25 protein-coding genes are annotated in these 25,586 nt (G+C 65.9%); 12 read left to right on the top strand and 13 right to left on the bottom strand.

Translation table 11 applies throughout. The features are described from left to right. Nucleotides 1-39: 39 nt before the first annotated feature. From hisD to FHP89_RS18735, 12 genes are read right to left on the bottom strand one after another with little or no spacing between them, the layout of a single operon-like run. Entirely contained in the window at nucleotides 40-1,347 is a 1,308-nt protein-coding gene (gene hisD / locus FHP89_RS18790; RefSeq protein ID WP_144179345.1) for a histidinol dehydrogenase, read from the bottom strand. Continuing rightward, nucleotides 1,344-1,988 (bottom strand): ATP phosphoribosyltransferase, encoded by a 645-nt coding sequence (gene hisG, locus FHP89_RS18785; protein ID WP_144179344.1) that lies wholly within the window; start codon nucleotides 1,986-1,988, stop codon nucleotides 1,344-1,346. Before hisG ends, hisD begins: the two co-directional genes overlap by 4 nt. Nucleotides 1,989-2,033: 45 nt before the next feature. Next, a complete protein-coding gene (murA, locus tag FHP89_RS18780; RefSeq protein ID WP_144179343.1) occupies nucleotides 2,034-3,290 on the bottom strand; it encodes a UDP-N-acetylglucosamine 1-carboxyvinyltransferase in 1,257 nt (418 codons plus the stop codon). Between the two features lie 6 nt (nucleotides 3,291-3,296). After that, nucleotides 3,297-3,554 carry a BolA family protein gene (locus tag FHP89_RS18775; protein ID WP_144179342.1) on the bottom strand — a complete coding sequence of 86 codons (258 nt, stop codon included), beginning with the start codon at nucleotides 3,552-3,554 and terminating at the stop codon, nucleotides 3,297-3,299. Between the two features lie 54 nt (nucleotides 3,555-3,608). Next, entirely contained in the window at nucleotides 3,609-4,385 is a 777-nt protein-coding gene (locus FHP89_RS18770; protein WP_144179341.1) for an ABC transporter permease, read from the bottom strand. Then, nucleotides 4,375-5,274, bottom strand: coding sequence for an ABC transporter ATP-binding protein (locus FHP89_RS18765; protein ID WP_144179340.1), 900 nt, complete (start codon nucleotides 5,272-5,274; stop codon nucleotides 4,375-4,377). Before FHP89_RS18765 ends, FHP89_RS18770 begins: the two co-directional genes overlap by 11 nt. After that, nucleotides 5,271-5,558 carry an STAS domain-containing protein gene (locus FHP89_RS18760; protein WP_144179339.1) on the bottom strand — a complete coding sequence of 96 codons (288 nt, stop codon included), beginning with the start codon at nucleotides 5,556-5,558 and terminating at the stop codon, nucleotides 5,271-5,273. Before FHP89_RS18760 ends, FHP89_RS18765 begins: the two co-directional genes overlap by 4 nt. Nucleotides 5,559-5,566: 8 nt before the next feature. After that, the gene (locus FHP89_RS18755; RefSeq protein WP_260851673.1) at nucleotides 5,567-6,181 is read right to left on the bottom strand and encodes an MlaC/ttg2D family ABC transporter substrate-binding protein; all 615 of its coding nucleotides are present in this window, start codon (nucleotides 6,179-6,181) and stop codon (nucleotides 5,567-5,569) included. A 33-nt stretch (nucleotides 6,182-6,214) separates the two neighbouring features. Continuing rightward, nucleotides 6,215-7,054 carry an MlaA family lipoprotein gene (locus FHP89_RS18750; RefSeq protein WP_260851672.1) on the bottom strand — a complete coding sequence of 280 codons (840 nt, stop codon included), beginning with the start codon at nucleotides 7,052-7,054 and terminating at the stop codon, nucleotides 6,215-6,217. Continuing rightward, nucleotides 7,051-7,518: an outer membrane lipid asymmetry maintenance protein MlaD gene (gene mlaD, locus FHP89_RS18745; protein ID WP_144179337.1), complete on the bottom strand. Its 468-nt coding sequence runs from the start codon at nucleotides 7,516-7,518 to the stop codon at nucleotides 7,051-7,053. The genes FHP89_RS18750 and mlaD overlap by 4 nt, the downstream gene beginning before the upstream one ends. Nucleotides 7,519-7,520: 2 nt before the next feature. Further along, on the bottom strand, nucleotides 7,521-8,291 hold the full coding sequence (gene mlaE / locus FHP89_RS18740; protein ID WP_144179336.1) for a lipid asymmetry maintenance ABC transporter permease subunit MlaE: 771 nt from the start codon (nucleotides 8,289-8,291) through the stop codon (nucleotides 7,521-7,523). After that, nucleotides 8,288-9,106 carry an ABC transporter ATP-binding protein gene (locus FHP89_RS18735; protein WP_186300378.1) on the bottom strand — a complete coding sequence of 273 codons (819 nt, stop codon included), beginning with the start codon at nucleotides 9,104-9,106 and terminating at the stop codon, nucleotides 8,288-8,290. The genes mlaE and FHP89_RS18735 overlap by 4 nt, the downstream gene beginning before the upstream one ends. A 147-nt stretch (nucleotides 9,107-9,253) precedes the next feature. On the opposite strand from FHP89_RS18735, the gene FHP89_RS18730 reads away from it, so the two are divergent. From FHP89_RS18730 to FHP89_RS18675, 12 genes are all read left to right on the top strand, one after another. Next, nucleotides 9,254-10,690, top strand: a complete 1,437-nt coding sequence (locus tag FHP89_RS18730; protein WP_144179334.1) for a sigma-54-dependent transcriptional regulator — start codon at nucleotides 9,254-9,256, stop codon at nucleotides 10,688-10,690. 9 nt (nucleotides 10,691-10,699) lie between these two features. Then, a complete protein-coding gene (locus tag FHP89_RS18725; protein WP_144179333.1) occupies nucleotides 10,700-12,355 on the top strand; it encodes an ExeA family protein in 1,656 nt (551 codons plus the stop codon). An 89-nt stretch (nucleotides 12,356-12,444) separates the two neighbouring features. Next, nucleotides 12,445-14,115, top strand: a complete 1,671-nt coding sequence (mshL, locus tag FHP89_RS18720; protein ID WP_144179332.1) for a pilus (MSHA type) biogenesis protein MshL — start codon at nucleotides 12,445-12,447, stop codon at nucleotides 14,113-14,115. Further along, on the top strand, nucleotides 14,112-15,224 hold the full coding sequence (locus FHP89_RS18715; protein ID WP_144179331.1) for a tetratricopeptide repeat protein: 1,113 nt from the start codon (nucleotides 14,112-14,114) through the stop codon (nucleotides 15,222-15,224). The genes mshL and FHP89_RS18715 overlap by 4 nt, the downstream gene beginning before the upstream one ends. Beyond that, nucleotides 15,221-16,933 carry a GspE/PulE family protein gene (locus FHP89_RS18710; protein WP_144179330.1) on the top strand — a complete coding sequence of 571 codons (1,713 nt, stop codon included), beginning with the start codon at nucleotides 15,221-15,223 and terminating at the stop codon, nucleotides 16,931-16,933. The genes FHP89_RS18715 and FHP89_RS18710 overlap by 4 nt, the downstream gene beginning before the upstream one ends. A 19-nt stretch (nucleotides 16,934-16,952) precedes the next feature. Next, complete coding sequence (locus FHP89_RS18705; protein ID WP_246116250.1) at nucleotides 16,953-18,149, top strand: type II secretion system F family protein; 1,197 nt, start codon at nucleotides 16,953-16,955, stop codon at nucleotides 18,147-18,149. A gap of 3 nt (nucleotides 18,150-18,152) precedes the next feature. Next, nucleotides 18,153-19,643: a hypothetical protein gene (locus FHP89_RS18700; protein WP_144179328.1), complete on the top strand. Its 1,491-nt coding sequence runs from the start codon at nucleotides 18,153-18,155 to the stop codon at nucleotides 19,641-19,643. After that, nucleotides 19,640-20,215 carry a hypothetical protein gene (locus tag FHP89_RS18695; RefSeq protein WP_144179327.1) on the top strand — a complete coding sequence of 192 codons (576 nt, stop codon included), beginning with the start codon at nucleotides 19,640-19,642 and terminating at the stop codon, nucleotides 20,213-20,215. The genes FHP89_RS18700 and FHP89_RS18695 overlap by 4 nt, the downstream gene beginning before the upstream one ends. After that, nucleotides 20,212-20,565, top strand: a complete 354-nt coding sequence (locus tag FHP89_RS18690; RefSeq protein WP_144179326.1) for a hypothetical protein — start codon at nucleotides 20,212-20,214, stop codon at nucleotides 20,563-20,565. Before FHP89_RS18695 ends, FHP89_RS18690 begins: the two co-directional genes overlap by 4 nt. Next, a complete protein-coding gene (locus tag FHP89_RS18685) occupies nucleotides 20,565-21,794 on the top strand; it encodes a hypothetical protein (protein WP_144179325.1) in 1,230 nt (409 codons plus the stop codon). Before FHP89_RS18690 ends, FHP89_RS18685 begins: the two co-directional genes overlap by 1 nt. After that, nucleotides 21,791-22,519 (top strand): type II secretion system protein, encoded by a 729-nt coding sequence (locus tag FHP89_RS18680; protein WP_260851671.1) that lies wholly within the window; start codon nucleotides 21,791-21,793, stop codon nucleotides 22,517-22,519. The genes FHP89_RS18685 and FHP89_RS18680 overlap by 4 nt, the downstream gene beginning before the upstream one ends. Nucleotides 22,520-22,540: 21 nt before the next feature. Further along, nucleotides 22,541-23,872: an adenylate/guanylate cyclase domain-containing protein gene (locus FHP89_RS18675; protein ID WP_144179323.1), complete on the top strand. Its 1,332-nt coding sequence runs from the start codon at nucleotides 22,541-22,543 to the stop codon at nucleotides 23,870-23,872. On the opposite strand, the gene FHP89_RS18670 is transcribed toward FHP89_RS18675, so the two are convergent. After that, on the bottom strand, nucleotides 23,854-25,560 hold the full coding sequence (locus tag FHP89_RS18670) for an ATP-binding protein (protein WP_144179322.1): 1,707 nt from the start codon (nucleotides 25,558-25,560) through the stop codon (nucleotides 23,854-23,856). The two genes, FHP89_RS18675 and FHP89_RS18670, sit on opposite strands and share 19 nt — an antisense overlap. Nucleotides 25,561-25,586 lie beyond the last annotated feature (26 nt).

Here is a 25,586-nt window from a genome sequence, read left to right as displayed (position 1 = left end):
TCAACCGCTGTCCCCGGATTTCGCTACGCTGCATCCGGGCTACGCTTTCACCCGATAGCGCGCCGACGCCGCGTGCGCCTGTAAGCCTTCGCCGTCGGCGAGCGTCGCCGCGATCGGGCCCAGCGTCTGCGCGCCGGCCTCGGACACCTGAATCAGGCTGGTGCGTTTCTGAAAATCGTACACCCCCAGCGGTGACGAAAAGCGCGCGCTGCGCATGGTCGGCAGCACATGGTTCGGGCCGGCGCAGTAGTCGCCCAGCGCTTCGACCGACCAGTGGCCGACAAAGATCGCGCCGGCATGGCGGATCTTGCTGATCCAGTCTTCCGCGTTTTCCATCGACAGTTCGAGGTGCTCTGGTGCGATGCGGTTGGCGATCGCGCAGGCCTCGTCCAGGTCGCTGACCTTGATCAGCGCACCGCGATTGGCGAGCGAAGTCGCAATCGTCTGGCGACGCGGCATCTCGGGCAGCAGCTTGGCAATCGAGGCGGCCACGGCGTCGATGAAATCGGCGTCGGTGCACAGCAAGATCGACTGCGCCAGATCGTCGTGTTCGGCCTGGGCGAAGAGGTCCATGGCCACCCAATCGGGGTTGCCGCTGCCGTCGGAAATGACCAGCACTTCGGACGGCCCGGCGACCATGTCGATGCCGACCGTGCCAAACACGCGCCGCTTGGCCGAGGCCACATAGGCGTTGCCCGGGCCAACAATCTTGTCCACCTGCGGAATGGTCTGCGTGCCATAGGCCAGCGCGGCAACCGCCTGGGCGCCACCGATGGTGAACACGCGATCGACGCCCGTGATGGCGGCCGCGGCCAGCACCAGCGGATTGCGCTCGCCGTCCGGCGTCGGCACGACCATGATCAGCTCGCCCACCCCGGCCACCTTGGCAGGGATCGCGTTCATCAGCACCGAACTCGGGTAGGACGCCCGACCGCCCGGCACATACAGGCCAACACGGTCCAGCGGCGTGACGATCTGGCCCAGGCGGGTGCCGTCGGCTTCGGTGTAGTCCCAGGATTCGGCGATCTGCCGACGGTGATAGGCCTCGACGCGGCTGGCGGCCACTTCGAGCGCGGCGCGCTGCGCCTCAGGCAACGTGGCCAGGGCATCTTCCAGCGCATGCCGGGGCAGCTCGAGCGCCGACATATGATTCACATCCAGCCGGTCGAAGCGACGGGTGTAGTCGATCACGGCCGGATCGCCGACCGTGCGCACCGCCGCGAGAATGTCGGTGACCGCGTTTTCGATCTGCGAGTCGGTGCCGCTCTCGAAGGCCAGCAAGGCGTCGAGCGTGGCGAGGAAATCGGGGGTGCGGGAATCGAGACGACGGATCTGCGGTGCGTTCATGGTTTGACCGCTCCGGCAAAGGCGTCGATCACCGGCTGCAACAGCTCGCGCTTGACCTTGAGCGCGGCCTGATTGACCACCAGGCGAGAGCTGATCGTGGTGATGTCTTCGACCGCCTCGAGGTTGTTGGCGCGCAGCGTGTTGCCGGTGGAAACCAGGTCGACAATCGCGTCGGACAGCCCGACCAGCGGCGCCAGCTCCATCGAACCGTAGAGCTTGATCAGGTCGACGTGCACGCCCTTGCTGGCGAAGTGCTCCCGCGCGATCTTGGTGTACTTGGTGGCCACGCGGATGCGGCTGCCCGGCTGCGAGGCGGCGGCGTAGTCAAAGCCCTTGCGGACTGCCACGCACACGCGGCAGCGCGCAATGTTCAGGTCCAGCGGCTGATACAGGCCGGCGCCGCCATGCTCGATGAGCACGTCGCGCCCGGCAATGCCGAGGTCGGCTGCGCCGTATTGCACATAGGTCGGCGTATCGCTGGCGCGCACGATGACCAATTGCACATCCGGCCGGTTGGTGCCGATGATCAGCTTGCGGGACTTCTCCGGATCGTCGGTCGGCGTAATACCCGCCGCCGCCAACAGCGGCAGCGTCTCTTCGAAGATGCGACCCTTGGACAGGGCGATCGTGATGCCGGACACAGGAATTCCTCGAGTTCGTACAAAAAAACGGATTTTACCGGAGCCTCAGGCCTGCCGCCTGACCTGCGCGCCCAGCGCGCTGAGTTTCTGCTCCAGATGCTCGTAACCGCGATCGAGGTGGTAGATGCGCTCGATCAGGGTCTCGCCCTCAGCCACCAGGCCGGCCACCACCAGACTGGCGGAAGCGCGCAGATCGGTGGCCATCACGGTCGCGCCATCGAGGCGCGCCACGCCGGTCACCACGGCGGTGTTGCCGTCGATGCGGATCTCGGCGCCGAGGCGCTGCAACTCGACCGCGTGCATGAAGCGGTTTTCGAAAATCGTTTCGCGGATCACCGCGGTGCCCTCGGCCACGCAATTGATGGCCATGAACTGCGCCTGCATGTCGGTCGGGAAGGCGGGGTACGGCGCGGTGCGCAGGCTGACGGCCTTGAGGCGTTGCGGCGCACGCAGGCGGATCTCGTCGCGCTCGACGTCAATCTCGCAACCAGCGTCGAGCAGCTTGTCGACCACGATGTCGAGATAGGCCGAGGAGGTGCCGGTGAGGCGAATATCGCCGCCAGTGGCTGCGGCCGCGCACAGGTAGGTGCCGGTCTCGATGCGATCAGGCATGATCTGGTGGGTCGCGCCATGCAGCGCATCCACGCCCTGCACCCGGATCACATCGGTGCCGGCGCCAGAGATGCGTGCGCCCATGGCCATCAGGCACTTGGCCAGATCGACCACCTCGGGTTCGCGCGCGGCGTTTTCGATCACCGTCTCGCCATCGGCCAGACAAGCCGCCATCATCAGGTTTTCGGTGCCGGTCACGGTCACCATGTCGGTGAACAACCGCGCGCCCTTGAGGCGGGTGACTTCGGCGTGGATGTCACCATGCTCGACCTTGACCTGCGCGCCCATGGCCTGCAGGCCCTTGATGTGCTGATCCACCGGTCGCGCGCCAATGGCGCAACCGCCGGGCAGACTCACCCGCGCCTCGCCAAAGCGGGCCACCAGCGGACCGAGCACCAGAATGGAGGCGCGCATGGTCTTGACCCGCTCGTACGGGGCGACCGGGTTGTCCAGCTCGCCGGCGTCCAGCGTGACCGTGCCGGCCGCTTCATCGCGGTCGATTTTCACGCCCATCTGGGCGATCAGCGCCAGCAAGGTGCGGATGTCCTGCAGCTGCGGCACATTGGTGAAAGTCACCGGCTCGCGCGTGAGCAAGGCGGCGCAGAGGATCGGCAGCGCCGCGTTCTTAGCGCCGGAGATGCGCGCTTCGCCGGTCAGGCGCGTGCCGCCGGTAATCAGCAACTTGTCCATGTGCGCTTACAGCCCCAGTTCCTGACGCACGCTCGCCCACTGCTCGGGGGTGTAGGTCTGCAACTGGAGGGCGTGAATTTCGTTGCCCATCAACGGCCCCAGCGTGGCGTAGACGGCCTGATGCTGGCGCACCTTCGGCTTGCCGGAGAACTCGGCGCTGACCACCACGCCGGTGAAGTGGACGCCGTCATCGCCCTGGATCTGGACGTAGTCACAGGGCAGACCCTGCTGGATCAGGCGGGTAATTTCGGTAGCTTCAAACATGTCAGGTCTTCCTGCTGCGATCGATCAGACCGCGAATGTTAAGGCATCGGACGCTCAGGCGCGCAATTTGTAGCCGCGCGCGAGCATCGACAAGGTAAGGATGGCCAGCACCACGAAACAGGCCGAGACCACGCCCAGGCTGACCCAGGGCGACACATCGGACTGGCCGAAGAAGCCATAGCGGAAACCGTCAATCATGTAGAAAAACGGGTTCAGATGCGACACCGTCTGCCAGACGGGCGGCAAGGAGTGAATCGAGTAGAACACGCCGGAGAGCATGGTCAGCGGCATGATCAGGAAGTTCTGGAAGGCCGAGAGCTGATCGAACTTGTCGGCCCAGATGCCGGCGATCATGCCGAACGACGCCAGAATCGCGCCGCCGAGCAACGCAAACACAATGATCCAGGCCGGCGCGACCACCGGCAACGACACCATCAGCAGCGAGACCAGAATCACGCCCGTGCCGACGAAGGCGCCGCGCACGATCGCAGCCAGCACATAGGCGGCAAAGAACTCGCGATAGCTGATCGGCGGCAGCAGCATGAACACGATGTTGCCGGTGATCTTGCTCTGGATGAGCGACGACGAGGTGTTGGCAAAGGCATTCTGCAGCACCGACATCATCACCAGGCCCGGCACCAGAAAAACGGTGTAGGGCACGTCGCCATAGACCGTGACATGACGGTCGAGCACATGCGAAAAGATCAGCAAATACAGCACCGCGGTGAGCACCGGCGCGCCCACGGTCTGGAAAGACACCTTCCAGAAGCGCAGCACTTCCTTGTACAACAGGGTGCGAAACCCGGCGAAACGCACGGTCTCAGGCTTCATGCATGACCCCCATGAAGACTTTTTCGAGATCCGGCTCGCCGAGCACCATGTCTTCCACCTGCCCACCGGTCAGACGTATGCGCGACAGCATGTCTTCGACTTCGCCGTAGGACTCGAACGGAATCTCGACCCAGCCATGCCCGGCATCACGGGCGCCGGGCAGAAAGTCCAGCCCGACCGGGGCGCTCAGACGCACGCGCAGGACACGCGAAGCAAAGCGCGCGAGCAGGTTGTCGGTGGTGTCGAGTGCCACCACCCGCCCCGCCTTGAGCATGGCGATTCGGTTGCACAGCGTCTGTGCTTCTTCGAGGTAATGCGTGGTCAGCACAATGGTGTGACCATCGCGATTGAGCCGGCGAATGAATTGCCACAACCCCTGGCGCAACTCCACATCGACCCCGGCGGTCGGCTCGTCGAGCACAATCACCGGCGGGCGATGCACCAGCGCCTGCGCCACCAGCACCCGCCGCTTCATGCCGCCCGAGAGCATGCGCATGTTCGCGTCGGCCTTGTGGGTCAGGTCGAGGCTGGCGAGGATTTCATCGATCCAGGTGTCGTTGCGGCGAATACCGAAGTAGCCCGACTGCAAGCGCAGCGCCTCACGCACCGAGAAGAAGGGGTCGAACACCAGCTCCTGCGGCACCACGCCCAGCTTGCGGCGCGCCTGCCGGTAATCGGCGACCACGTCGTGCCCCATCACGGCGAGTTCGCCCTCATCCACACGGGTGAGCCCGGCCAACGCGGAAATGAGCGTGGTTTTGCCGGCGCCATTGGGGCCGAGCAGGCCGAAAAACTCGCCCTGCTGCACCTCAAGATCAATCCCGTCGAGCGCTTTGAGCTGACCGTAGCGCTTGCGCACCCCGGCGATACGAATGGCGGGAGCGCTCATGCCGCGGTCGAGTCGCCCGTCGGGAGCAGTTCGGTCACGCCATACAAATCGGCCAGACTGCGCAGCCCTGCCGGCATGCTGACGATGTCGATAGCCTGATGCCGCACTGCGGCTTCGCGACAGACATCGAGCAGCAACGCAAGCGCGGCCGAATCGGCCTCCGGCACGCCGGAGAGATCGATTCGCAGCGCCCCGTCGGTCAATACGCGGCGCGCGTCTTCGCGCATGGCGGCGGCGGTATCGAAGGTCAGCGCCGTCGTCGGCTGCCAGCAAGACTGTGGCACCGCCTCACTCACTTCGCGTTGCCAGCCAGGCCGGCGTTCTTGGCTTCCAGCGCCTTGATCAGGCCGTCGATGCCGCTACTGCGAATTTCACTACCGAAGGAGCTGCGGTAGTTGGTCACCAGGGACACGCCGGCGACGACCACGTCATAGACCTTCCAGTGATCGCCCTGCTTTTCGAGGGCGTAATCGATCTCGATCGGCTTGGCGCCCGGCTGGCGCACTTCGGTGCGCACCGTCACATCCGTGTCATTGGGCTTGGCGCGCAGCGGTTTGAAGTCGATATGCTGGTCGCGATACTGGGTCAAGGCATTGGAATAGGTCCGTACGAGCAGCGTACGAAAGGCTTCGACCAGGCGATCGCGCTGCGCCGGGGTGGCCTGACGCCAATCGCGGCCGACGGCCAGCGAGGTCATGACCCGGAAGTCGAAATGCGGCAGCACTTTCTCATCGACCAGACCGGCGGCGCGCGAGGCATCACCCGACTGGATGGCCTCGTCCGAGCGCACGATCTCGAGCACCTCGTCCATCACGGTTCGCACCAGCGCATCGGGCGAAGGCGCCGCCCATGCCGTCATGCTGGCCAGACAGATCAGCCCCGCCATCAGGGTATTACGTCCAAACATCTTCATCTCACTTAAGTCCCGCATTTGCTTCAATCAGGGGCGGTTTCCCGTCAGCCCCGCCAATTCCAGACGCATCGCGCCCACTGCCACACCATCGGCTTCGATGGCGTGGATCGCATGATGTTCCGCCGCCGGCGCACGCGCGTCATCAAAACGCTCCCGCGGCGGCTGGCCGTCGTAGACTTCGTAGCGGCGTTGCTGCAAATAGAAGTCACGGATATAGACGTATTTATCGAGGCTGCCCTGCGAGGCCGCCCGATCGGCGCCCAGCAGCGTGGCACGGGTATGCACCAGCTTCAGCCCGGTCGCCGAATTGCGCGCAGCGATATCGGCGGGCTGCGCCCAGCTATTGCCGTAGAGGTCCGCCGGCAGGGCTGCGGCATCGCGCAGCGTGCGCGGGCCGAAGAAGGGCACCACGAAGTAGGGACCGTCACCCACGCCCCAGACCGCCAGCGTTTGTCCGAGATCCTCATCGTGCTTCTCGATGCCCATTTCGGTGGCCACGTCAAAGACGCCAAAAATACCCAGAGTGGAGTTGATCAGCACGCGGCCAAGATCCGACATGCCATCGCCACCCTTGCCTTGCAGCAGGTTGTTTACGCCGGTCCAGACGTCCTCGATGTTGCCGAAGAAATTGCCGATCGTGACCTTGACAGGTAGCGGCGCCACCTCGTCATAGCCAATCGCGAGCGGCTTGAACACGGTCTTGTCCACGCCCTCGTTGAATGAGTACATGGCCCGGTTGTAGCCTTCCCACGGGTCGCGCGGATCATCGTTCGTGGAGGCGCAGCCGCCCAGAACCAGCGCGCCCACCACTGCGAGTAGCGGTTGCCGTAGCGTTTTAGAGATCGTCATTCGTTCACCCGAATTCACTGCTGCGGCGCTTCGGCCGCTTTATTGAACAGAAACTGGCCAATCAGTTTCTCTAGAACGACCGCTGACTGCGTAATCTTGAGCGAATCGCCCGCTTTTAGTGCGCGCTCGTCGCCCCCCGGCTCCAGGCCGATGTACTGCTCCCCGAGCAAACCCGAGGTCAGGATTTCGCCAATCGTGTCGCGCGGAAAACTGTAACGGCTGTCGAGCGTCAGACTCACCACGGCCTCGAAGCGTTCGTTGTCGTAGCGAATATCGGTCACCCGCCCGACCACCACGCCCGCCACCTTGACCGGCGCGCGGACCTTGAGTCCGCCGATGTTGCTGAAGTTGGCCTCGATCGTATAGTTCTCGGCAAAACTCGACGCGGACAAATTGCCCACCTTGAGCGCCAGAAACAAAATGGCGGCACAGCCCATCAAGACAAAGATACCGACCCACAGGTCGATGGTTGAGCGGCTCATGACTAGCCCCGGAACATGAAAGATGTCAGTACAAAATCCAGCGCCAGAATGGCCAGCGCCGAACTCACCACAGTGCGGGTAATCGCCCGCGAAACCCCTTCGGCCGTGGGCACGCAGTCGTAACCCTCGAAGACGGCAATCAGCGACACCGCCACACCGAACACAAAACTCTTGATCACACCATTGATGATGTCATAGCGAATGTCTACCGCCGCCTGCATCTGCGACCAGAACGCGCCGTCATCGACGCCGATGAAGGCCACCCCGATCAGCCAGCCGCCAAGAATCCCCATGGCAGAGAACAGCGCCGCCAGAATGGGCATCGAAATCACCCCACCCCAGAAGCGCGGCGCGGCCACACGGGCGATCGGATTGACCGCCATCATGTCCATCGCCTTGAGCTGCTCGGTGGTTTTCATCAGGCCGATCTCGGCGGTCACCGCCGACCCCGCCCGACTGGCAAACAGCAGCCCGGCCACCACCGGCCCGAGCTCGCGCGTGAGCGACAGCGCCACCAGCACCCCCAGGGCCTCGCTCGAGCCGTAACGCTGCAGCGTTTCGTAGCCCTGCAAGCCCAGCACCAGACCCACAAACAGGCCGGACACCAGAATGATCAACAGCGACAGCACGCCGCTGAAGTAAATCTCGCGCAAGGTCAGGTGCAGGCGCAGAAAGGACTGCCCCGAGTAGCGCAACAGCAAGAACAGAAAACGGGTGGCAAACCCCAGGCGCCAAACGCCGTCAATAGCCATCGCCCCCAGCTTGCGGATCATCGCGCCCCCTTGCCCATCAACATCTCGCCGATCGGCGCGGCCTTCATGTGGAACGGCACCGGACCGTCGGGTTCGGCATGGACAAACTGATGCACGAAATCATCCTTCGAGGCGCGAATCTCGTCCGGCGTCCCTTTGGCCACGATGCGCCCGTCTGACACGAAATAGACGTAGTCGACAATCGACAAGGACTCGGCCACGTCATGGGTCACCATGATCGAGGCCGCGCCCAGCGCGTCATTGAGACGACGAATCAGCTGACCGATGACGCCCAGCGAGATCGGGTCGAGGCCGGCAAAGGGCTCGTCGTACATGATCAGCATCGGGTCCAGCGCAATCGCCCGCGCCAGCGCCACCCGCCGCGCCATGCCGCCGGACAGCTCCGTGGGCATCAGCGCGTGGCCGCCACGCAAGCCAACCGCCTGCAGCTTCATCAAGACCAGATCACGCAGCATCGATTCGGGCAGGCGTGCGTGTTCGCGCAGCGGAAACGCCACGTTGTCGAACACCGACATATCGGTGAACAAGGCCCCGAACTGGAACAACATGCCCATGCGGCGACGCAAGGCATACAGTTGCGCTGTATTCAGCGTACCGATGTCCTGCCTGGCGACCTGCACGCTGCCCGCCGAAGCCTTGAGTTGACCGCCGATCAAACGCAGCAGCGTGGTCTTGCCACAGCCGCTGCCGCCCATGATGGCGACCACTTGCCCGCGATGTACGGTCAGATCAATACCCGACAGGATTTCGCGATCGCCGTACGCGAATCGCACCTGCCGCAGATCGACCAGCGCTTCTTGCCCGCTATTTGCCACCAAACGCTCTGATATCCTTGGAAAAGCGGCATTCTATCAGAGCCCTCCCTGCATGCCGTCAAGATGCGGCAGTGCATCACGACGACAGTGTGTCGATTCCGCTACACTGAATCGTCCGCAGCCCTTGCCCCGGAAAGCCCAAAACCCATGCCGCCGCTGCCTGACCTGCTTATCGTCGACGACGACGCCCTCATCGTTGAAACGCTCAGCGCCTTGCTGGAGTCGGACTTTCACATCCTGGCCGCGCCCACCCGGCGCCAGGCCATCGATCTGGTGCGCGCCCTGCCGGCACCGCCGCCACTGGCGCTGGTCGACCTCGGCCTGCCACCGGTGCCGCATCGCGCCGACGAAGGCTTTGCGCTCATTGGCGACCTCCTCGCCCACGCCCCGCGCATGCAGATCATCGTGCTCTCGGGGCAAAGCGACGATGGCAACGCCCGCCATGCCCGCACCCTGGGCGCGCTCGAATTCGTTGCCAAGCCGGCCGACCCGGCCTATCTGCGAAAAATCCTGCACGACGCGCTCGAGGCCGGCGGCGCCCCCGGCGCCCGAACCACCGACGAAGGCCTGATCGGCTACAGCCCGGCCATGCACACGGTGCTCGACCGGATCCAGCAATTCGCCGACGCGCCCTTTCCGATTCTGATCGAAGGCGAGTCCGGCGCCGGCAAAGAGCGCGTCGCCAAACAGCTGCACGCCGCCAGCACCCGTCGCGAAAATCCCTTTCTGACACTTAACTGCGCCGCCATCGCCCCCACCCTGATCGAAGCGGCGCTGTTCGGGCATGCCCGCGGGGCCTTCACCGGCGCGTCAGGCCAGCGCGCGGGCTATTTTGAAGAGGCCGGCGACGGCTGCCTGCTGCTCGACGAAATCGGCGAGCTCCCACTCGAACTGCAACCCAAGCTGCTGCGGGTGCTCGAAAACGGCGAATTCCAGCGTGTCGGCGAAACCCAGTCCCGATTCAGCCGGGCGCGCGTGCTCGCCGCCACCAATCGCGACCTGCGCGCCGAAGTCCATGCCGGGCGCTTTCGCGCCGACCTCTACCACCGGCTCAGCGTGTTTACGCTGCGTGTGCCTCCGCTGCGCGATCTGGGTCGCGACCGTCTGCTCCTGCTCGACCACTTCCGCGCACGCTTCGCCGCCCAAACCCGCCAGCCCGCCTTTACGCTCAACGAAACCGCCCGCGCGCTGTGGCTCGACTACACCTTTCCCGGCAACGTGCGCGAGCTGAAAAACATCGTCATCCGCCTGCAGACCAAGCACCCAGGCGCCAGCGTCACCCCCTCCCAACTGGCCGACGAACTCGACCAGAGCGGCCACGACAACGCCCCCAGCGCCGCGCCGCTCACCAGCGACTTCGACGCCATCGTGGCCGACGCCATGCAGCAGCTCGAAAACCACGCCGACTTCAGCCTCGACAACGCCTTGCGTGAGCAGGAGCGCGCTTATGTCGAAGCCGCCCTGCGCATGGCCGACGGCAATGTCAGCAAAGCCGCCCGCCTCCTGGGCATCAACCGCACCACCTTGTACAACCGCATGGATTCCCTCGGCCTGCCCCGGCCGCAGGGCACCGTCGTTCAGTAAGCCACCGCCATGTACCTCGACCACTACGGCCTGCGCGAAGCGCCCTTCCGCCTCACCCCGCTCACCGACTTCTTCTTCACCGGCGCCCAACGCGGCGCAACGGTCGATGCTCTGGTCTATGCCGTGCTACACGACGAAGGCATCGTCAAGGTCAGTGGCGAAGTCGGCGCAGGCAAGACCATGGTCTGCCGGGTACTGATCGAGCGCCTGCCCGACACCGTGGATACGGTCTACCTGGCCAACCCCAGCCTGGCCCCCGACGACCTGCTGATCGCCATCGCCACCGAACTCGGCCTGTCGCTGGGCAGCGAGCGCTCGGGCGCGGTGCTCGGCGCCGTGCAAGAAGACCTGGTGCGTCGCCACGCCGACGGCCGGCGCGTGGTGGTGCTGATCGACGAGGCCCACGCCATGCCGGCCGCCTCGCTCGAACAGATCCGCCTGCTGTCCAACCTGGAGACCGGCCGCCACAAACTGATGCAGCTGGTGCTGTTCGGCCAGCCCGAGCTCGACACCCTGCTCGACACCCGCGACATGCGCCCGCTCAAGGACCGCATCACCCATCACTTCCGGCTCAGCCCCCTGGCACCGGACGAAGTCGCCGCCTACCTCGACTTTCGGATGCATGCCGCCGGCTACCGCGGCCCCGCCGTGTTCAGCCCCGCCGCGGCGCGCCAGATCGCCCGCATCGCCGCCGGCCTGACCCGCCGGGTGAACGTGCTGGCCGACAAATCCCTGCTCGCCGCCTTCAGCCAGAACCGCCATGTCATCGCCCCCAGCCATGTCACCGCGGCCGCCCATGACGCCGAGTACGCACCGCCGGCGCAGCGCCGTGCCGTCTGGCCGCTGATCGTTGCCGCCGCCGCGGGCGCGATGGCCGCAGTCGTCATCCCCCGCTGGTTGAACGACACCCCGCTGAGCGCACCGCCAACAACACGCGTCGCGACCAGCGCGCCAGCCGAGGTCGCGCCGCCGCTTGAAACACCGGCCCCCGTCGTTATCGCCACGGCCCCCGAGGCGCCCAGCAAGCCGGCGGTGGTCGTTACGCCACCGGCCGCCAAGCCAGCCACGCCGCAGCGCACACCCGAAGTGGCCGTTGCCCCGCAAGCGCCGGCGCCGGCCGACGCGCCGATCGCCAAGCCACGCCCGGCCGATGCGCCGACCGTACGCGCCGCCACCCCGACCCCGGCGGCAGCGCCCGCAACACCAAAGGAAATCACCCCACCGCCCGCCGCTGAACCAACGCTCACCCTGGCCATGGTCACCGAGCGCTCAACGGCGGCCATGGCGACCGCCGCCCCGGCCCCGGCCCTAACTATCGAGCCCGCAAGCGCGCCTGCTGGGCCTGAATTCGGCCCGCTCGCCCAAGCCGCGCTGGCGGACCAGGCGGCCTGGATGGCCAGCGCACCAGACACACAGTGGTTCATCCAGCTCCATACCAATACCAATCTGGACTACGGCGACCTGGAGCGGCAGCTCGAGGCCGCCCGCAACGCCCTGCCGTCAGAACAGATTCGTATCTACAGCGCGCACCTTGGCGACCGTCACCGTGTCGGCGTCATCATGGGCAGCTACGCCACCGAGCAAGAGGCGTTGGCGGTGATGCGGGCGCTGCCGGGGCGCTATCGCGACAACGCCTACATCCGCCAGGCGCGGCGCCTGCGCTAATGCCAAACGATTGTTTCATTGCCGCACGAAAGGATTGAAGTTCAAGCACAAACGTTTAACATGAGCGGGCTATCCACGACGGCACCTGAATGAAAACACGCACCGCGCTGGCCCTGTTGCTGCCCATTCTGCTTGCCGCGTGCGCGCAGGCTCCCAAGCCCGCGACGCCGCGAGGCCATCTCAAGACCGAAGATGTCCAGGCCGCAGTCACCCCCATCGCCGCGCCGATTCCGGCCCCGGTCCAGCGCAGCTTTACGCTGCCCCCGCCCAAACCCGCCGTCAAAGCCGACACCTATTCGGTGGTGGTGCGCGATGTCGATGTGCGTGAATTGCTGTTCGCTCTGGCGCGCGACGCCAAGCTCAATGTCGATGTCCACGCGGGTCTGGCCGGCCGGGTCACGCTCAACGCCATCAACCAGACGCTGCCGCAACTGCTCGAGCGCATCAGCCATCAGGTCGACATGCGCTACGAGCAAAACGGCCCCAACCTGGTCGTCATGCCCGACACGCCCTTCCTGCGCGCCTACAAGATCGACTATGTGAACATCAGCCGCGCGGTCACCGGCACCGTGGCCACCAACACTCAAATCGCCACCCAGTCGGGCACTGCCTCCACCACCGCGCAAGGCGGCGGCAACATCTCGAGCATCCGGATCGAGAACACCTCGCTCAACCAGTTCTGGGTGTCGATCGAAAAGAACATCCAGGACCTGCTCAAGGAGACCGACAAGGTCCTCCCCGCCACGCCGGCTACCAAAGAAGGCGACACCCCGGGCGGCTTCCGCGAGGCCGCCTCCGTCATCATCAACCGCGAAACCGGCGTCATCAACGCCCGCGCCACGGCCCGCCAGCACGCCCGCGTGCGCGACTTCATCGACCGCGTGGCGGCCTCCGCCCGGCGTCAGGTCATGATCGAAGCGACCATCGTCGAGGTCTCACTCAACGATGGCTACCAGCAAGGCATCGACTGGTCACACCTGGGCGGCACCAACTTCGGCTTCCAGCGCCCCAGCCTGGGCAGCAACGTCGGCAGTTCGACCACGCCGTTCTCGATCACCTATCTGAGCAACAACCTGTCGATCGATATCGACCTGCTCGAAGCCTTCGGCACGGTCAAGGTGCTGTCCAGCCCGCGGCTGTCGGTGCTCAACAACCAGACCGCCATGCTCAAGGTGGTCGACGAATTCGTGTACTTCAACGTCAAGGCCGAGACCGTTTCCACCGCCAATGTCGACAGCCGCACCACCTTCACCACCACGCCGCAGTCGGTGTCGGTCGGGCTGGTGATGTCGATCACCCCGCAGGTGTCCGACACCGGCGAGATCACGCTCAATGTGCGCCCGACCATCTCCAGCATTTCTGACCTCAAAGAAGACCCCAACCCCAATCTGGCCGCCGCCAACATCAAGAACCTGGTGCCGCAGATCCGCACCCGCGAAATCGAATCCGTGCTGCGCCTGCGCAGCGGCCAGGTCGCGGTGCTGGGCGGCCTCATGGAAGACCGCATCGACTACAAGACCGGTCGTGTCCCGCTGGTTGGCTCGGTGCCCCTGTTCGGCGAAGTGTTCACCTCGCGTGACAACGCCACCCAAAAAACCGAGCTCGTGATCTTCCTGCGCCCGATCATGGTCGGCGACGGCCCGCTCCCCGCCAATCTGGCGGAACACCTGCCCGACGCCACTTTCTTCGCCCGCAACCCGGTGCCTGGCAACCGCAATTTCGACAGCGAACCCAGCGCGCCGCTGCCGCTGCGTCCATGAGCCTGCTGATCGACGCCCTGCGCAAGGCAGAACAAGACCGCGCCCAGGCGCGCGACACCGACGCGCAAGCGACGATCGACGAACTCAGCCTCGAACCCATCGCGCCAATTGCCCTGGCCGAGCCCGTCGCGGCCGACGCCCAAGCCAACACCGATCGCGCCGCAGCCGCCAATCTCTTTGCCGTCAAACAGACGAGCAGCGAACACACTCACCTGCGCTGGATCGGCGGCATCGGTCTGCTCGCTGCGCTCGGCATCGTGGGCTATGTGTGGTGGCAATGGCCCAGCCCCCGGCCTGCGCCCGCCCCGATGGCCGCCCGAACGCCGCCGCCGGCGGCACGCGCCATTGCGCCGACACCTCCGCCGGCCGCGGCCGCGCCGCTGCCGGCGCCGCCTGTCGCGGCAGTCGCCACCGCCCCCGCGCCCATTCGCCAGCCGCAGCGTGGCGCCCTGGGGGCCGCCGCCACGCCGCCCCAGGCCACCGCAACCGATAGCGCCACCACGCCGCAGTTTCGTCGCACCCAGGCGGCCGCCCCGGCCGTCCCCGCGGGCCTGTCCAGCGCTTACGAGGCCTACGCCACGGGCGATCTGGCCACGGCACACCGGCGCTATCAGCAGTATCTGAAACAAGACCCCAACAGCACCGACGCCCTCAACGGGCTGGGCGCCATCGCCCTGCACCAAGGCGACAACGACCGGGCAGCGCAATGGTTCCGGCGCGCGCTGGCGGCCAACCCCAACAACGCCCATGCCGTCGCCGGCCTGAGCGCGGCGGGGCAACGCCCGGCCGAAGACCGTGAAGCCAGCCTGCGCCAGGCGCTGGCCAAGCAGCCCGAATCGGGCAGCGCCGCGTTTTCGCTGGGCAATGTGCTGGCCGAACAAGGCCGCTGGGCCGAGGCACAGCAAGCCTATTTTCAAGCCCACACGCTGAACCCCGACAGCCCGGACTACCTGTTCAATCTCGCGGTCAGCCTCGATCAGCTCGGCGAACGCCGGCTGGCGCGGGACTACTACAGCCGCGCACTCGACGCCGCACAGGACCGTCCCACGGTATTCGACCCGGCGCCCGTGCGTGCCCGCCGCGATGCCCTTGCCGAGGCGCTGCAATGAACGCCCCGCAAGCACAGGGCCGCGCGCCGCTGGGCCAGACCCTGATCGCCACCGGGCTGATCAGCGAAGACCAGCTGCGCATTGCCTTGCAGGAACAAAGCCGCATCGACCACCCGCTCGGGCGCTTGCTGATCGAATTGGGTTTTGTCTCCGAAGCCGCCCTGCGCGACGCCCTCTCCGAGAGCCTGGGCAAACAAAGCGTCGATCTGGCCAACACCATCGCCGACCCCGACGCGCTGGCCCTCGTGCCGCAAGAGCTGGCCAAGCGCCATCGCCTGCTGCCGCTGCATTTCAACGCCGCCGAGAACCGCCTGACCGTTGCCATCGGCGACATCAACGACGTGGTCGCGCTGGACACCCTGCGCGGCCTGCTGGCCGAAGACATCATCATCGACACGCTGCTGGCCGGCGACTCGGAAATCTCCCGCGCAATCGATCAGTACTACGGCCACCAGCTGTCGATCGACGGCATCCTGCACGAGATCGAAACCGGCGAGATCGACGTCCGCTCGCTGTCGGCCACCACCGACGAATACAGCCAGCCGGTGGTTCGGCTGATCGACGCGCTGCTGGCCAACGCGGTCAAGCGCGACGCCTCGGACATCCACTTCGAGCCCGAAGCGGCCTTTTTGCGCATCCGCTACCGCATCGACGGTCTGCTGCGCCAGGTGCGCTCGCTGCACAAGTCCTACTGGGCCGCCATGGCGGTGCGGGTCAAGGTGATGGCCGGGCTCAATATTGCCGAAACGCGGGCGCCGCAAGACGGGCGCATCTCGCTCAACATCAGCGGCCGCCCGGTCGATTTCCGGGTCTCGGTGCAACCCACCATCCACGGCGAAAACATTGTCCTGCGCGTACTCGACCGCCACAAAGGTATCGTCCCGCTCGACGGCCTCGGCCTGTCCGACGCCCAGCTCGACCTGCTCAAACTGATGATCGCCCGCCCCGAGGGGCTGATCCTGGTCACCGGCCCCACCGGCAGCGGCAAGACCACCACGCTGTATTCGATCCTCAGCCACATCAACGCCGAGGGAGTCAACATCATGACCCTCGAAGACCCCGTCGAATACCCGATGGGAATGATTCGGCAGACCTCGGTGTCCGAAGCGGTCAAGCTCGACTTTGCCGACGGCATCCGCGCCATGCTGCGCCAGGACCCGGACATCATCCTGGTCGGCGAAATCCGCGACACCGACACCGCAAAGATGGCCTTCCGCGCCGCCATGACCGGCCATCAGGTGTATTCCACCTTGCACACCAACTCGGCCATCGGCGCGGTCGCCCGCCTGATGGACGTGGGCATCTCGCCCGAGCTGCTGGCGGGCAACATCATCGGCATCGTCGCGCAGCGTCTGGTCCGCAAGCTGTGCCCCCATTGCCGCGAAGCCTATGCGCCCGAGGCGTGGGAGAGCCGCCTGATCAACCAGACGCAGGAGCGCGGCCTGCCCACGCTCTACCGCGCCAAGGGCTGCACCCGCTGCGAGTTCCAGGGCTATCGCGGACGCACCGCCATCATGGAGTTGGTGCGCATGGACAGCGACATGGACGATCTGGTCGCCCGCCGCGCCAGCATTCGCGAAATCCGCAATGCGGCGCGCGCCAAGGGCTTTCGCGCGCTGGCCGAAGACGGTATCCGCCGGGTCCTCGACGGCGTCACCTCGCTCGATGAACTTGCCCGCGTGGTCGATCTGACCGAGCGGATGGTCTGAGCGGGCGGGGCCGATGGTGATGTTCGCCTATAAAGCGATCACCCCCGACGGACGCCATGTGCGCGGCGAAATGGACGCGGCCAATCTGGTGGACCTCGAAATGCGCCTCAAGCGCATGGATCTGGATTTCATCAATGGCAACACGCTCAAGGGCGCACGCGCCTGGCACAACGCCCCCATCCCGCGCCGTGAGCTGATCAATTTCTGCTTCCACCTTGAACAGCTGACCCGCGCCGGCGTACCGATTCTCGAAGGCCTGGCCGACCTGCGCGACTCAACCGAACACGCCCGCTTCCGCGAGGTCGTCGCCGGTCTGGTCGAAAGCATCGAAGGCGGCCGCAACCTGTCTGACGCCGCCGAAGACTACCCGCATGTGTTCGACACCGTGTTCTGTGCCCTGCTGCGCGCCGGCGAAACCTCGGGTCAGCTCCCCCGCGTGCTGCGCGAAATCATGGAAAGCATCAAGCGCGAGGACGAACTCGCCGCCTTTGGCCGACGCGTAGTGATCTACCCCATCATCGTGTCCACCATCATCCTCGCCGCACTGGCCGTCGCGCTCTTGTTCCTGGTGCCGCAACTGGGCAGCCTGTTTCGCCTCGCCGGACAAACCCTGCCGCTACAGACCCGCCTGCTGATCGGCGCCTCCGAGCTACTCGCCGACTGGTGGTGGTTGCTGCTGCTCGTCGTTGCCGCCACGGCCACCGGCCTGCGGCTCGCCATTCAGCGCAGCCCGTCAGCAAAGCGCAGCTGGGACGGGCTGATGCTCGCCCTGCCGCTGATTGGCCCCATCCGCAGCAAGATCATCCTGGCCCGCTTCGCCGGCCTGTTTTCCATGATGTACGGTGCCGGCATTCCCATCGTCAACGCGCTCAAATCGGCCGAAACCGTGGCCGGCAACACCCTGGTCGCCGACGCGCTGAGCCGTGTGCGCGATCGCATCGCCGAAGGCCACAGCGTCTCCAGCGCCTTTGCCGCCACACCGCTTTTCCCGCCACTGGTGGTGCGCATGCTGCGCGTCGGCGAAAACACCGGTGCGCTCGACACCGCACTGGCCAATGTCAATTATTTCTACGACCGCGACGTCCGCGAAGCGGTCGACCGCCTGCAAGCAATCATCGAACCCTTGCTGATGGTCGTGCTCGGTGCGATCCTGCTGGGCATCATGATGGCCGTGCTGGGCCCGGTCTACGACATCATCACCCAGCTCCCCCTATAGCTCATGCCAGTTCGCCACCTGCTCTATCTCGACGCCAACGCCCTGCACAGCTTCCGCTGGCAGCACGGCAGTGTGGTGCCGACCGGCCGCTACACCGCCGACGACGAGGGCATCAAGGCCTTTGCCGAGGCCGTGCGACGCGCCGGCTCGGGGCTGTACACCTTGCTGGTCGACGTGGTCGAAGAAGGTTTTCACGCCGACACCCTGCCCAGCGTGCGCGGGCCTGATCGCGCCGCCATGCTCGCGCGCAAGCGAAACCAGACCTTCTTTGGCACCCCGTTGAGCGGCGCACTCTCGCGGGGCATCGATCGCAGCGGCCGACGCCGCGACGAGCGCTTCCTGTTTGTGGCGCTGACCCGGCCAGCCATCGTCGAGCCCTGGCTGCAGGTGCTGCGCGCGGTCAACGCGCCACTGACCGGCATCCATTCGGTCGCGCTGGTCATCGACAGTCTCATCCAGCGCCTGGCCGCCCCGGCCGAACGCTGCCTGCTGGTCACCTATGCCGCCGGCGGCATGCGCCAGACTTTCGTTGACCAAGGCCATCTGAGATTCAGCCGGCTCGCCCCCAATCTGAATGCCATCACACCCGACACCGCGGCGCGCTGCGCGGGCGAGATCCTCAAGACCCACTCTTACCTGATCAGCCAGCGCATGCTGCCGCGCAACGGCCAGCTCCCGGTGTATGTCCTCAGCGACGCGGCCGACCACGCCCACCTGGCACCGATTCTCAACACCTCTGATGAGCGCATCTATCACCGCGCCGACATCGCCGAACTGGGCCGCAAGATCGGCCTGAACGCGCCCGTCAGCGGCAGCGACGCAACTCCCTTGATGCTGCACTGGATCGCCCGCGAGAGCGGTTTGCTGCAGCTGGCGCCCGCCAACGAGCGGCGCTTCTTCCGCGTGTGGCAGGCCCGCCAGGCCATCGTCGGCGCAGGCGTAGCGCTGTTTGCGGCGGCGCTGCTGTTTGCCGGCAAGCTCTGGTTCGACACCGAATCGATCAAGGCAAGCACCGAGCAACTGCGCAGCGCCGCGGCGTCCACACAGTACAACCTCAGCCAGCTTCAGGCCGCCCTGCCCACGCTGCCGGCGCCGCTGGACGATCTGCGCAGCGCCTTTGATGCCCTCGACGCATTCCAGGCCGGCAAGGCCTCGCCGCGCCCGTGGCTGAGCCATCTGTCAGTGGCGCTGGACGCCGCACCCGATCTCGCCCTGCAAAGCATCCAGTGGCAATCCGACGCGGGAGACACACCATCGAAGGGCACCGCCAAACTGAGTCTGCCCCCGCAAATGGCGGTCGACCGGCGCGTCATGGTCGACACCGCCGAGCAGTTTCTGGCTGACCTCGCCCGCCCGCCAGGCATGGCGGCGCGCGTCACGCGCATGCCGGTCGAGTTGCAATCCGATCGCGCCTTCCGCAGCAGCACCGACCCCGCCGGGCAGCCGCAAGCCCCCACGCTCGAGGTGAGCTTTGCGCTGGGAGCCGGCCAATGATCCGCGGGCAGGACATGCGTCTGCTGCGCTGGCCACTGCTGCTGGCCACCGCCCTCATCGCGCTAGGCGGCGCGGCGGTGTGGTACGCCCAGTCTGAATCGCGGCTCGCCACGCGGGCACACGAGCTCGCCCAGCAGCGGCACAGTCTCGCCAATCGCCAGCTCCTGCAAGCGCGCACCGATGAGCACAGCGTGCGCGACACCCTGGCCCGCTACGAGACACTGGCCCGGCGCGGTCTGATCGGGCCGGAGCACCGGCTCGACTGGGTGGAGATGCTCGACGCCACGCGTCGCCAGCTGGGCATCGATGTCATCAGCTACGAAATCCTGCCCCAGCGCAAACTCGACAAGGACGCCCAAGGCGCGCTGCTCTGGATGGAAAGCCGCATGCGCCTGACGCTGCGGGTCCGCCATGCCGACGTGCTGCTCAGCCTGCTCGATCAACTGCGCCGCGTCGATACCGCGCTGGTGCTGCCCATGAGCTGCGATCTCAGTCGTCGCGCCGACAGTACCGATCTCGACGGCGCGTGCGAGCTGCGCTGGCTCACGCTGTTGCCGGAGGTGCCCGCATGAGCACCCGCCACATGCCACTGCTCGCGCTGGCTTTGACGCTGATGGTGGCCGGCAGTGCGCAGGCCGACACGCCGCTGGGCCGGTTATTCTTCACCCCGGCCGAGCGCAGCGCCATGGATCGGCACGAAATCCCGGCCGCGCAGACGCCACCGCCACAGGTCAACGGCATCGTCCGACGCAATGACGGCCGGGCAACGGTATGGGTCAATGGCGAAGCACGTCAGGACGTCCCCGCCAGCGGCCAGCAAGCCCGGGTCATCGACCCGCGTGGCGTGCCCGTGTGGCGAAAGGTGGGAGACCCCCTCGACGACGACGCACCGCCGGCCATGCACATCAAACGGCACCGGTGATGCACTCACGGCAACGCGGCCTCATCCTCCCGGCGCTGCTGGTGCTGCTGCTCATTGGTGGCCTGTCGGTGGTGCTCGGCGGCAACACCCTGTCCGACCGGGTCGCCGCCCAGCGCCAGCAAACCACCACAGCGGCGCTCACCCAGGCCCGCGCCGCGCTGCTGGGTTACGCGCAAAGCTACCACCTCACACACCCCGGCCAGAGCGTTGGCTACCTGCCCTGCCCCGACACCAACTCCGCCGTCAGCGATGGCAATGCCGCGCCGGTGTGCGGCAGCCAGGACAATTTCGCCATCGGCCGCCTGCCCTATCGCACCCTGGGATTGCCGCCGCTGCGCGACGGCTACGGCGAGTGCCTGTGGTACGCCGTGTCAGGTCCCTTCAAGAACAACCCCAAGGGCGCGCGCATGGATTGGGACACCCCCGGCCAGTTCGACATCTCGGACGGCAACCGAACGCTCAACCCCGCGCTGCACGCCGATCAACTCGCCGCGGCGGTCATTTTTTCACCCGGCCGCCCACTCACCGGACAAGCCCGCAGCAGTTCCAGCCGTCGCTGCGGCGGCGACGCCGATGCCGCGACGGCGCTGCTGGCCTACCTTGAAGGCGCCACCGGCACGCCGTCCGCCGCCAACACCACGCTGACCCGAGGGCGCCCGGCCGACACGGCAAACAACGATAGCGCCGCCTGGCTGTCAGCCGATGACATTTTCGACGCAAAACTGCTGGAGCGCGCCGACTTTGCCGCCTTTCTCAATGCCATGAACACCAACCTGAGAACAACGCTGGCCAAGGTCAAAACCAGCACACTGCCTTACGCTGCGCCACCTCCCCTTGCCTTCACCTCCGTCGGGGTGATCGATATCGGCGCGTTGCCCGCAGCCATGCCCGGCACGGCGGCGAGCTTGACCGCCGATGAACAAGCGTTCAACGCCGCACGCGCTGTCGCCGACAGCTGGCAAGGCCAAATCCGCTACCTGCGCTGCTCCGATGGCAGCGCCTGCCTGCAGTGGGACGATGGCTCGGGCATCCCGCGTCAGTGCATCGCGGCCGTGGCCTTCGCCGGGCACCGCCTGCCCACCCAGAATCGCTCGGACGGCATCGTCGATACCGCCGCATTCTTCGAAGGGGGCAATGTGTCCGCCGTCACTACGGGGACCGCGCTGTCTGGCCCGAACGTGTACGACGGCGCCTTCCCCGCCACCGATGTGATCCAATGCGTGCAATGAGTCCGATCCCATCGCGCCGCCAGGCCGGCTTTACCCTCGCCGAGTTGGCCATCGTCTTGCTGATCCTCACCGTCCTCGCCGCGGCGCTGGTCGTGCCCTTCAGCGCGCGCCTGGCCGCCGAGCGTCGCGACCAGACGGCGACAATGCTCGACAACATCCACGCCGCACTCATCGGCTACGCCATCGTCCACGGCCGGCTGCCCTGTCCAAGCACCCGCAAGAACCCCCTCGACGCCCGTTATGGCGAGGAAGAGTTCGACGCCGCCACCAACAACTGCGTCGTCACCACCGAAGGCATGCTGCCGTGGCGAACACTCGGCCTCCCTGCCTTTGACGCCTGGGGCCTGCCCCGCCAAGCCGAATCGGACCCGTGGACCGGCCACTTCCGTTACCGCGTCGATCTCGGCTTCAGCAGCGCCCAAGCGGGCGCCAGGATCCGCGCCAACACTGCGTATCAGGACGAAATCAAAGTGATTGATCACAACGGAAACGAGATCACCGTCTCGTCCTATACCGGCAGCGAAGTCCTGAAAAACACCACCGCTATCGCACTGGTCTACGCCACCGGTCCCAACCTGACCCCCAACGGCGCCAACGCCAGCTACGAGTCCGGCAGCGACGCGACCTACGAGGCCGGCGATCCGAGCACCACCTTTGATGATATGGTTATGTGGATTGGCCGCCCGTTGCTGATCGCCCGCATGGCGCAAGCTGGCGCCTTGTAGCCAACCCTTCTCGCGATGCCCATGGACACCTCGGACGACCTGTCCTACTACGCTCAGAGCTTTTCGGCCCGACTGCGCAACGCGGGCGTGCGCCCGGACGACGACGAACAAACCCGTCTCGGCAAGTCGCTGCTGGTCTTCGCCACGGGCTTGATGAGCATCGCCTCGGGCGTCTGGCTGCTGCTCTACTGGCTCACCGGGCCGAAGCTCTCCTCGACCCTGCCGTTTCTGTTTCAGGTGCTGCTGGCCGCCAATCTGGCCTACTACATCCAGAGCGGCAACTTCAGCTGGTTCCGGCTCAGCCAGTTCACCCTGTTCCTGTTCTTCCCCTTTGTCGCGCAGTGGAGCATGGGTAACTTCATCACCGGCTCCGGCGTCATCCTGTGGGGTTTGATCGCGCCGGTCGGTGCCGTTTTCGTGATGGGCCTGCGCGAATCCATGCCCTGGTTCTTTGCCTACATTTTCTTCACCGCATTGACCGGCTTTTTTGACTACCTGCTGGTCGACGTGAGGATTCCGCTCGACGCCGCCGCCGCGGTCTCCCTGCGCACCTCGGTGCTGTTTTTTGCGCTCAACTTCATCGCCATTTCTGGCATCGTCTATGCGCTGGTGCGCTTCGCGCTCGAAGAAAAACGCAAACTGCAGACCCGGCTCGAAGAAGCCATGAACCTGCTGCGCTCCGAGCAGGAGCGTTCCGAACGCCTGCTGCTCAACGTGCTGCCGGGCGCCGTGGCCGAGCGACTCAAAGCCAGCGACGACATCGTCGCCGACGACTTCCCCAGCGTCTCGGTGATGTTCGCCGACATCGTCAATTTCACCCAGATCGCCAGCGGGCTGAGCGCGCCCCAGGTCTTCAGCATGCTCAACGAAGTGTTCTGCCGCTTCGACGCACTGGCCGAAGAGCGCGGCCTGGAAAAGATCAAGACCATCGGTGATGCCTACATGGTGGCCGGCGGTCTGAACAGCCGCAGCAAAGACCCCTGTGCCGCCGTGGCCGAGCTCGCGCTCGACATGCGCGACAGCCTGGCCGCCTTGTCCGAGAAGGTCGGCGTCCCCCTCGCGCTGCGCATCGGCATCGGCACCGGGCCGGTGGTTGCCGGCGTAGTCGGGCGCAAGAAGTTCATCTACGACCTGTGGGGCGATACCGTCAATCTGGCCAGCCGACTCAGCAGCGAAGGCGCGCCCGATGGCATCCAGTGCGACCGGCGCACCCACATGCACCTGTCGCAGCGCTTTGTCTTCGACGAGCGCAGCATCCTGCGCATCAAGGGCAAGGGCGAGGTCATCACCTACCGCCTGCTCGGGCGCGCCTCAAATCGCGCCGGGGGGCCGCATCAGCCCGCCGCCGCCTGACGCAAGCAAAACTGAACGCGGCCATCCTGGTTACTCGACAGGCCAAGTTCGTAGCCCGCCTCTTCAGCCAGCCGTGCCGCCTGGTACAAGCCCATCCCCAGGCCACTTTGCGACGCCACCGGTGCGCGCATCAACTGCCCCGCCAAGGCATCTGGCAGGGCGGCACCATCGTCGCCAACCGTCAAGATCGCGCCCCTGTTCTGCTCGCCCAGCTGAACGAAGATGTCCAGCCCGGGCAGGAGCAAACGCTTGTCCAGCGCGTTCTGAATCAGGTTGTCCAGCACACTGTTGAACACCCCCGGCAGCACCTCAAGCGACGAGATATCAGCGCTGAGCTCAAAGCGGATACCCGTGCTCGCATGGCGAGCAGCGCACTCCTGCCACCACACGCTGGCGGGCATCGCCTCACCCGGCGATCCCTCCGGGTGCTGCAGCTTCTCCAGGGTTTGGGTCAGCCGACGCGTGATCACCGGCAACTGACGAGACACCAGCGCCCGCAGCGCGGCCTCGTCGACCTCCGGGCGTGCCGCGGTGTAGCACAGCGTATTGAGTGACTGCAGCAGATTCTTGATGTCGTGCGTCAGGCGCGCGCCGGTCTCGTGGATGGCGCGCAGATACGACAAGGTTTCGAGCTGCCGCGAATGGCGCTTCTCCCGGCAGAACTCAGCCAACATCCGCACCATGAGGCTGAAGTGCCAGCTCAGTGCCGGGCTGGGTGCGCGGCGAAGGTAGAGCGTGACCGTCAGCCCTTCCTGCGTGAGCTGGCGCGCCACCGCCGCCACCTCACCGAAGGTTCCCTCGCCTTCGGCCAGCCGCCAATGCCCGCCACACACCCCGGGAATGCGCAGCATGCGCTGACAGGCCTGATCGGCCAGGGCCTCTGGCGTATCGGCCGACACCGACACACTGGCCACCTCATGCAACCACTCTTCGAAGGACAAACCGACCGACAGCACACGCCGGGCGAACACCATGCCCAGCTGTGGCCCGCTGGCACTCGGATGCCACGCCCAGGCCAGCACGAGCAATACCACCGCCATGGAAAACAAGGCGGTCACCAGCGCGACCAGGTAGGGCAGATGCATCAACCACATGAACGCAAAGCCGCCCAGTGTGCTGATGGCCAGCACGACAAACAGCAAGATGGTCGACAGGAAGTCGATCGCGCCAGCCCGCCTGACAGATTCCGGCGCCGAGGGCTGCAGCATCACCACCAGGGTCAGCGCGGGCAACACCGTGAGCGCCAGCACGTCGAACAAGGGCCGCTCGGCCACCTCCACCGGCACCACGCGTGGCAACACCATCATGAACAGGCTGCACACCAGATACGCGACGGCGAGTTGATAGGGCAGGCGACCCCGTGCGCCGATCTCAACAAACGCACCGCCCCCGATGACGCCGGCCAGCACCATCAACCAGATCGCCAGCGCGCCCCAGGACATGGCCAGCAAGAACAGCGCGATCACCGCCACCATCACCAGCAGATCCCGCGGCGCCAAGCGATGGGCGCCACGCACCACGGGCTGCCAGATCAGGAACAGGCCAAGATGAGCAAGCACCAGCGTCCGCCCGACCAGCGAATCAATCCCCTGAAGCATGCCCAGATGCAGCACCAGCAGGGAAGCGCCCAACAGCCGGTTCGGCACGCGGCTGAACCACCGCCACGGCGCCCTGAAACCGCTTGTCATCCCCGCGTCGTTCGTCGTCATGCCGC

Source organism: Denitromonas ohlonensis, assembly GCF_007625205.1.
GTDB lineage: Bacteria > Pseudomonadota > Gammaproteobacteria > Burkholderiales > Rhodocyclaceae > Nitrogeniibacter > Nitrogeniibacter ohlonensis.
The sequence above is the reverse complement of the archived record's forward strand: the minus strand, read 5'-3'. Positions and strand labels throughout refer to the sequence as shown.

Bases quoted from the DNA above. Each gene is read 5' to 3' on its own strand.
- hisD (WP_144179345.1), bottom strand. From the start codon at position 1,347: ATGAACGCACCGCAGATCCGTCGTCTCGATTCCCGCACCCCCGATTTC.
- murA (WP_144179343.1), bottom strand. From the start codon at position 3,290: ATGGACAAGTTGCTGATTACCGGCGGCACGCGCCTGACCGGCGAAGCG.
- FHP89_RS18775 (WP_144179342.1), bottom strand. From the start codon at position 3,554: ATGTTTGAAGCTACCGAAATTACCCGCCTGATCCAGCAGGGTCTGCCC.
- FHP89_RS18770 (WP_144179341.1), bottom strand. From the start codon at position 4,385: ATGAAGCCTGAGACCGTGCGTTTCGCCGGGTTTCGCACCCTGTTGTAC.
- FHP89_RS18765 (WP_144179340.1), bottom strand. From the start codon at position 5,274: ATGAGCGCTCCCGCCATTCGTATCGCCGGGGTGCGCAAGCGCTACGGT.
- FHP89_RS18755 (WP_260851673.1), bottom strand. From the start codon at position 6,181: ATGTTTGGACGTAATACCCTGATGGCGGGGCTGATCTGTCTGGCCAGC.
- mlaD (WP_144179337.1), bottom strand. From the start codon at position 7,518: ATGAGCCGCTCAACCATCGACCTGTGGGTCGGTATCTTTGTCTTGATG.
- mlaE (WP_144179336.1), bottom strand. From the start codon at position 8,291: ATGATCCGCAAGCTGGGGGCGATGGCTATTGACGGCGTTTGGCGCCTG.
- FHP89_RS18730 (WP_144179334.1), top strand. From the start codon at position 9,254: ATGCCGCCGCTGCCTGACCTGCTTATCGTCGACGACGACGCCCTCATC.
- FHP89_RS18725 (WP_144179333.1), top strand. From the start codon at position 10,700: ATGTACCTCGACCACTACGGCCTGCGCGAAGCGCCCTTCCGCCTCACC.
- mshL (WP_144179332.1), top strand. From the start codon at position 12,445: ATGAAAACACGCACCGCGCTGGCCCTGTTGCTGCCCATTCTGCTTGCC.
- FHP89_RS18715 (WP_144179331.1), top strand. From the start codon at position 14,112: ATGAGCCTGCTGATCGACGCCCTGCGCAAGGCAGAACAAGACCGCGCC.
- FHP89_RS18710 (WP_144179330.1), top strand. From the start codon at position 15,221: ATGAACGCCCCGCAAGCACAGGGCCGCGCGCCGCTGGGCCAGACCCTG.
- FHP89_RS18705 (WP_246116250.1), top strand. From the start codon at position 16,953: ATGTTCGCCTATAAAGCGATCACCCCCGACGGACGCCATGTGCGCGGC.
- FHP89_RS18700 (WP_144179328.1), top strand. From the start codon at position 18,153: ATGCCAGTTCGCCACCTGCTCTATCTCGACGCCAACGCCCTGCACAGC.
- FHP89_RS18695 (WP_144179327.1), top strand. From the start codon at position 19,640: ATGATCCGCGGGCAGGACATGCGTCTGCTGCGCTGGCCACTGCTGCTG.
- FHP89_RS18690 (WP_144179326.1), top strand. From the start codon at position 20,212: ATGAGCACCCGCCACATGCCACTGCTCGCGCTGGCTTTGACGCTGATG.
- FHP89_RS18685 (WP_144179325.1), top strand. From the start codon at position 20,565: ATGCACTCACGGCAACGCGGCCTCATCCTCCCGGCGCTGCTGGTGCTG.
- FHP89_RS18680 (WP_260851671.1), top strand. From the start codon at position 21,791: ATGAGTCCGATCCCATCGCGCCGCCAGGCCGGCTTTACCCTCGCCGAG.
- FHP89_RS18675 (WP_144179323.1), top strand. From the start codon at position 22,541: ATGGACACCTCGGACGACCTGTCCTACTACGCTCAGAGCTTTTCGGCC.
- FHP89_RS18670 (WP_144179322.1), bottom strand. From the start codon at position 25,560: ATGACAAGCGGTTTCAGGGCGCCGTGGCGGTGGTTCAGCCGCGTGCCG.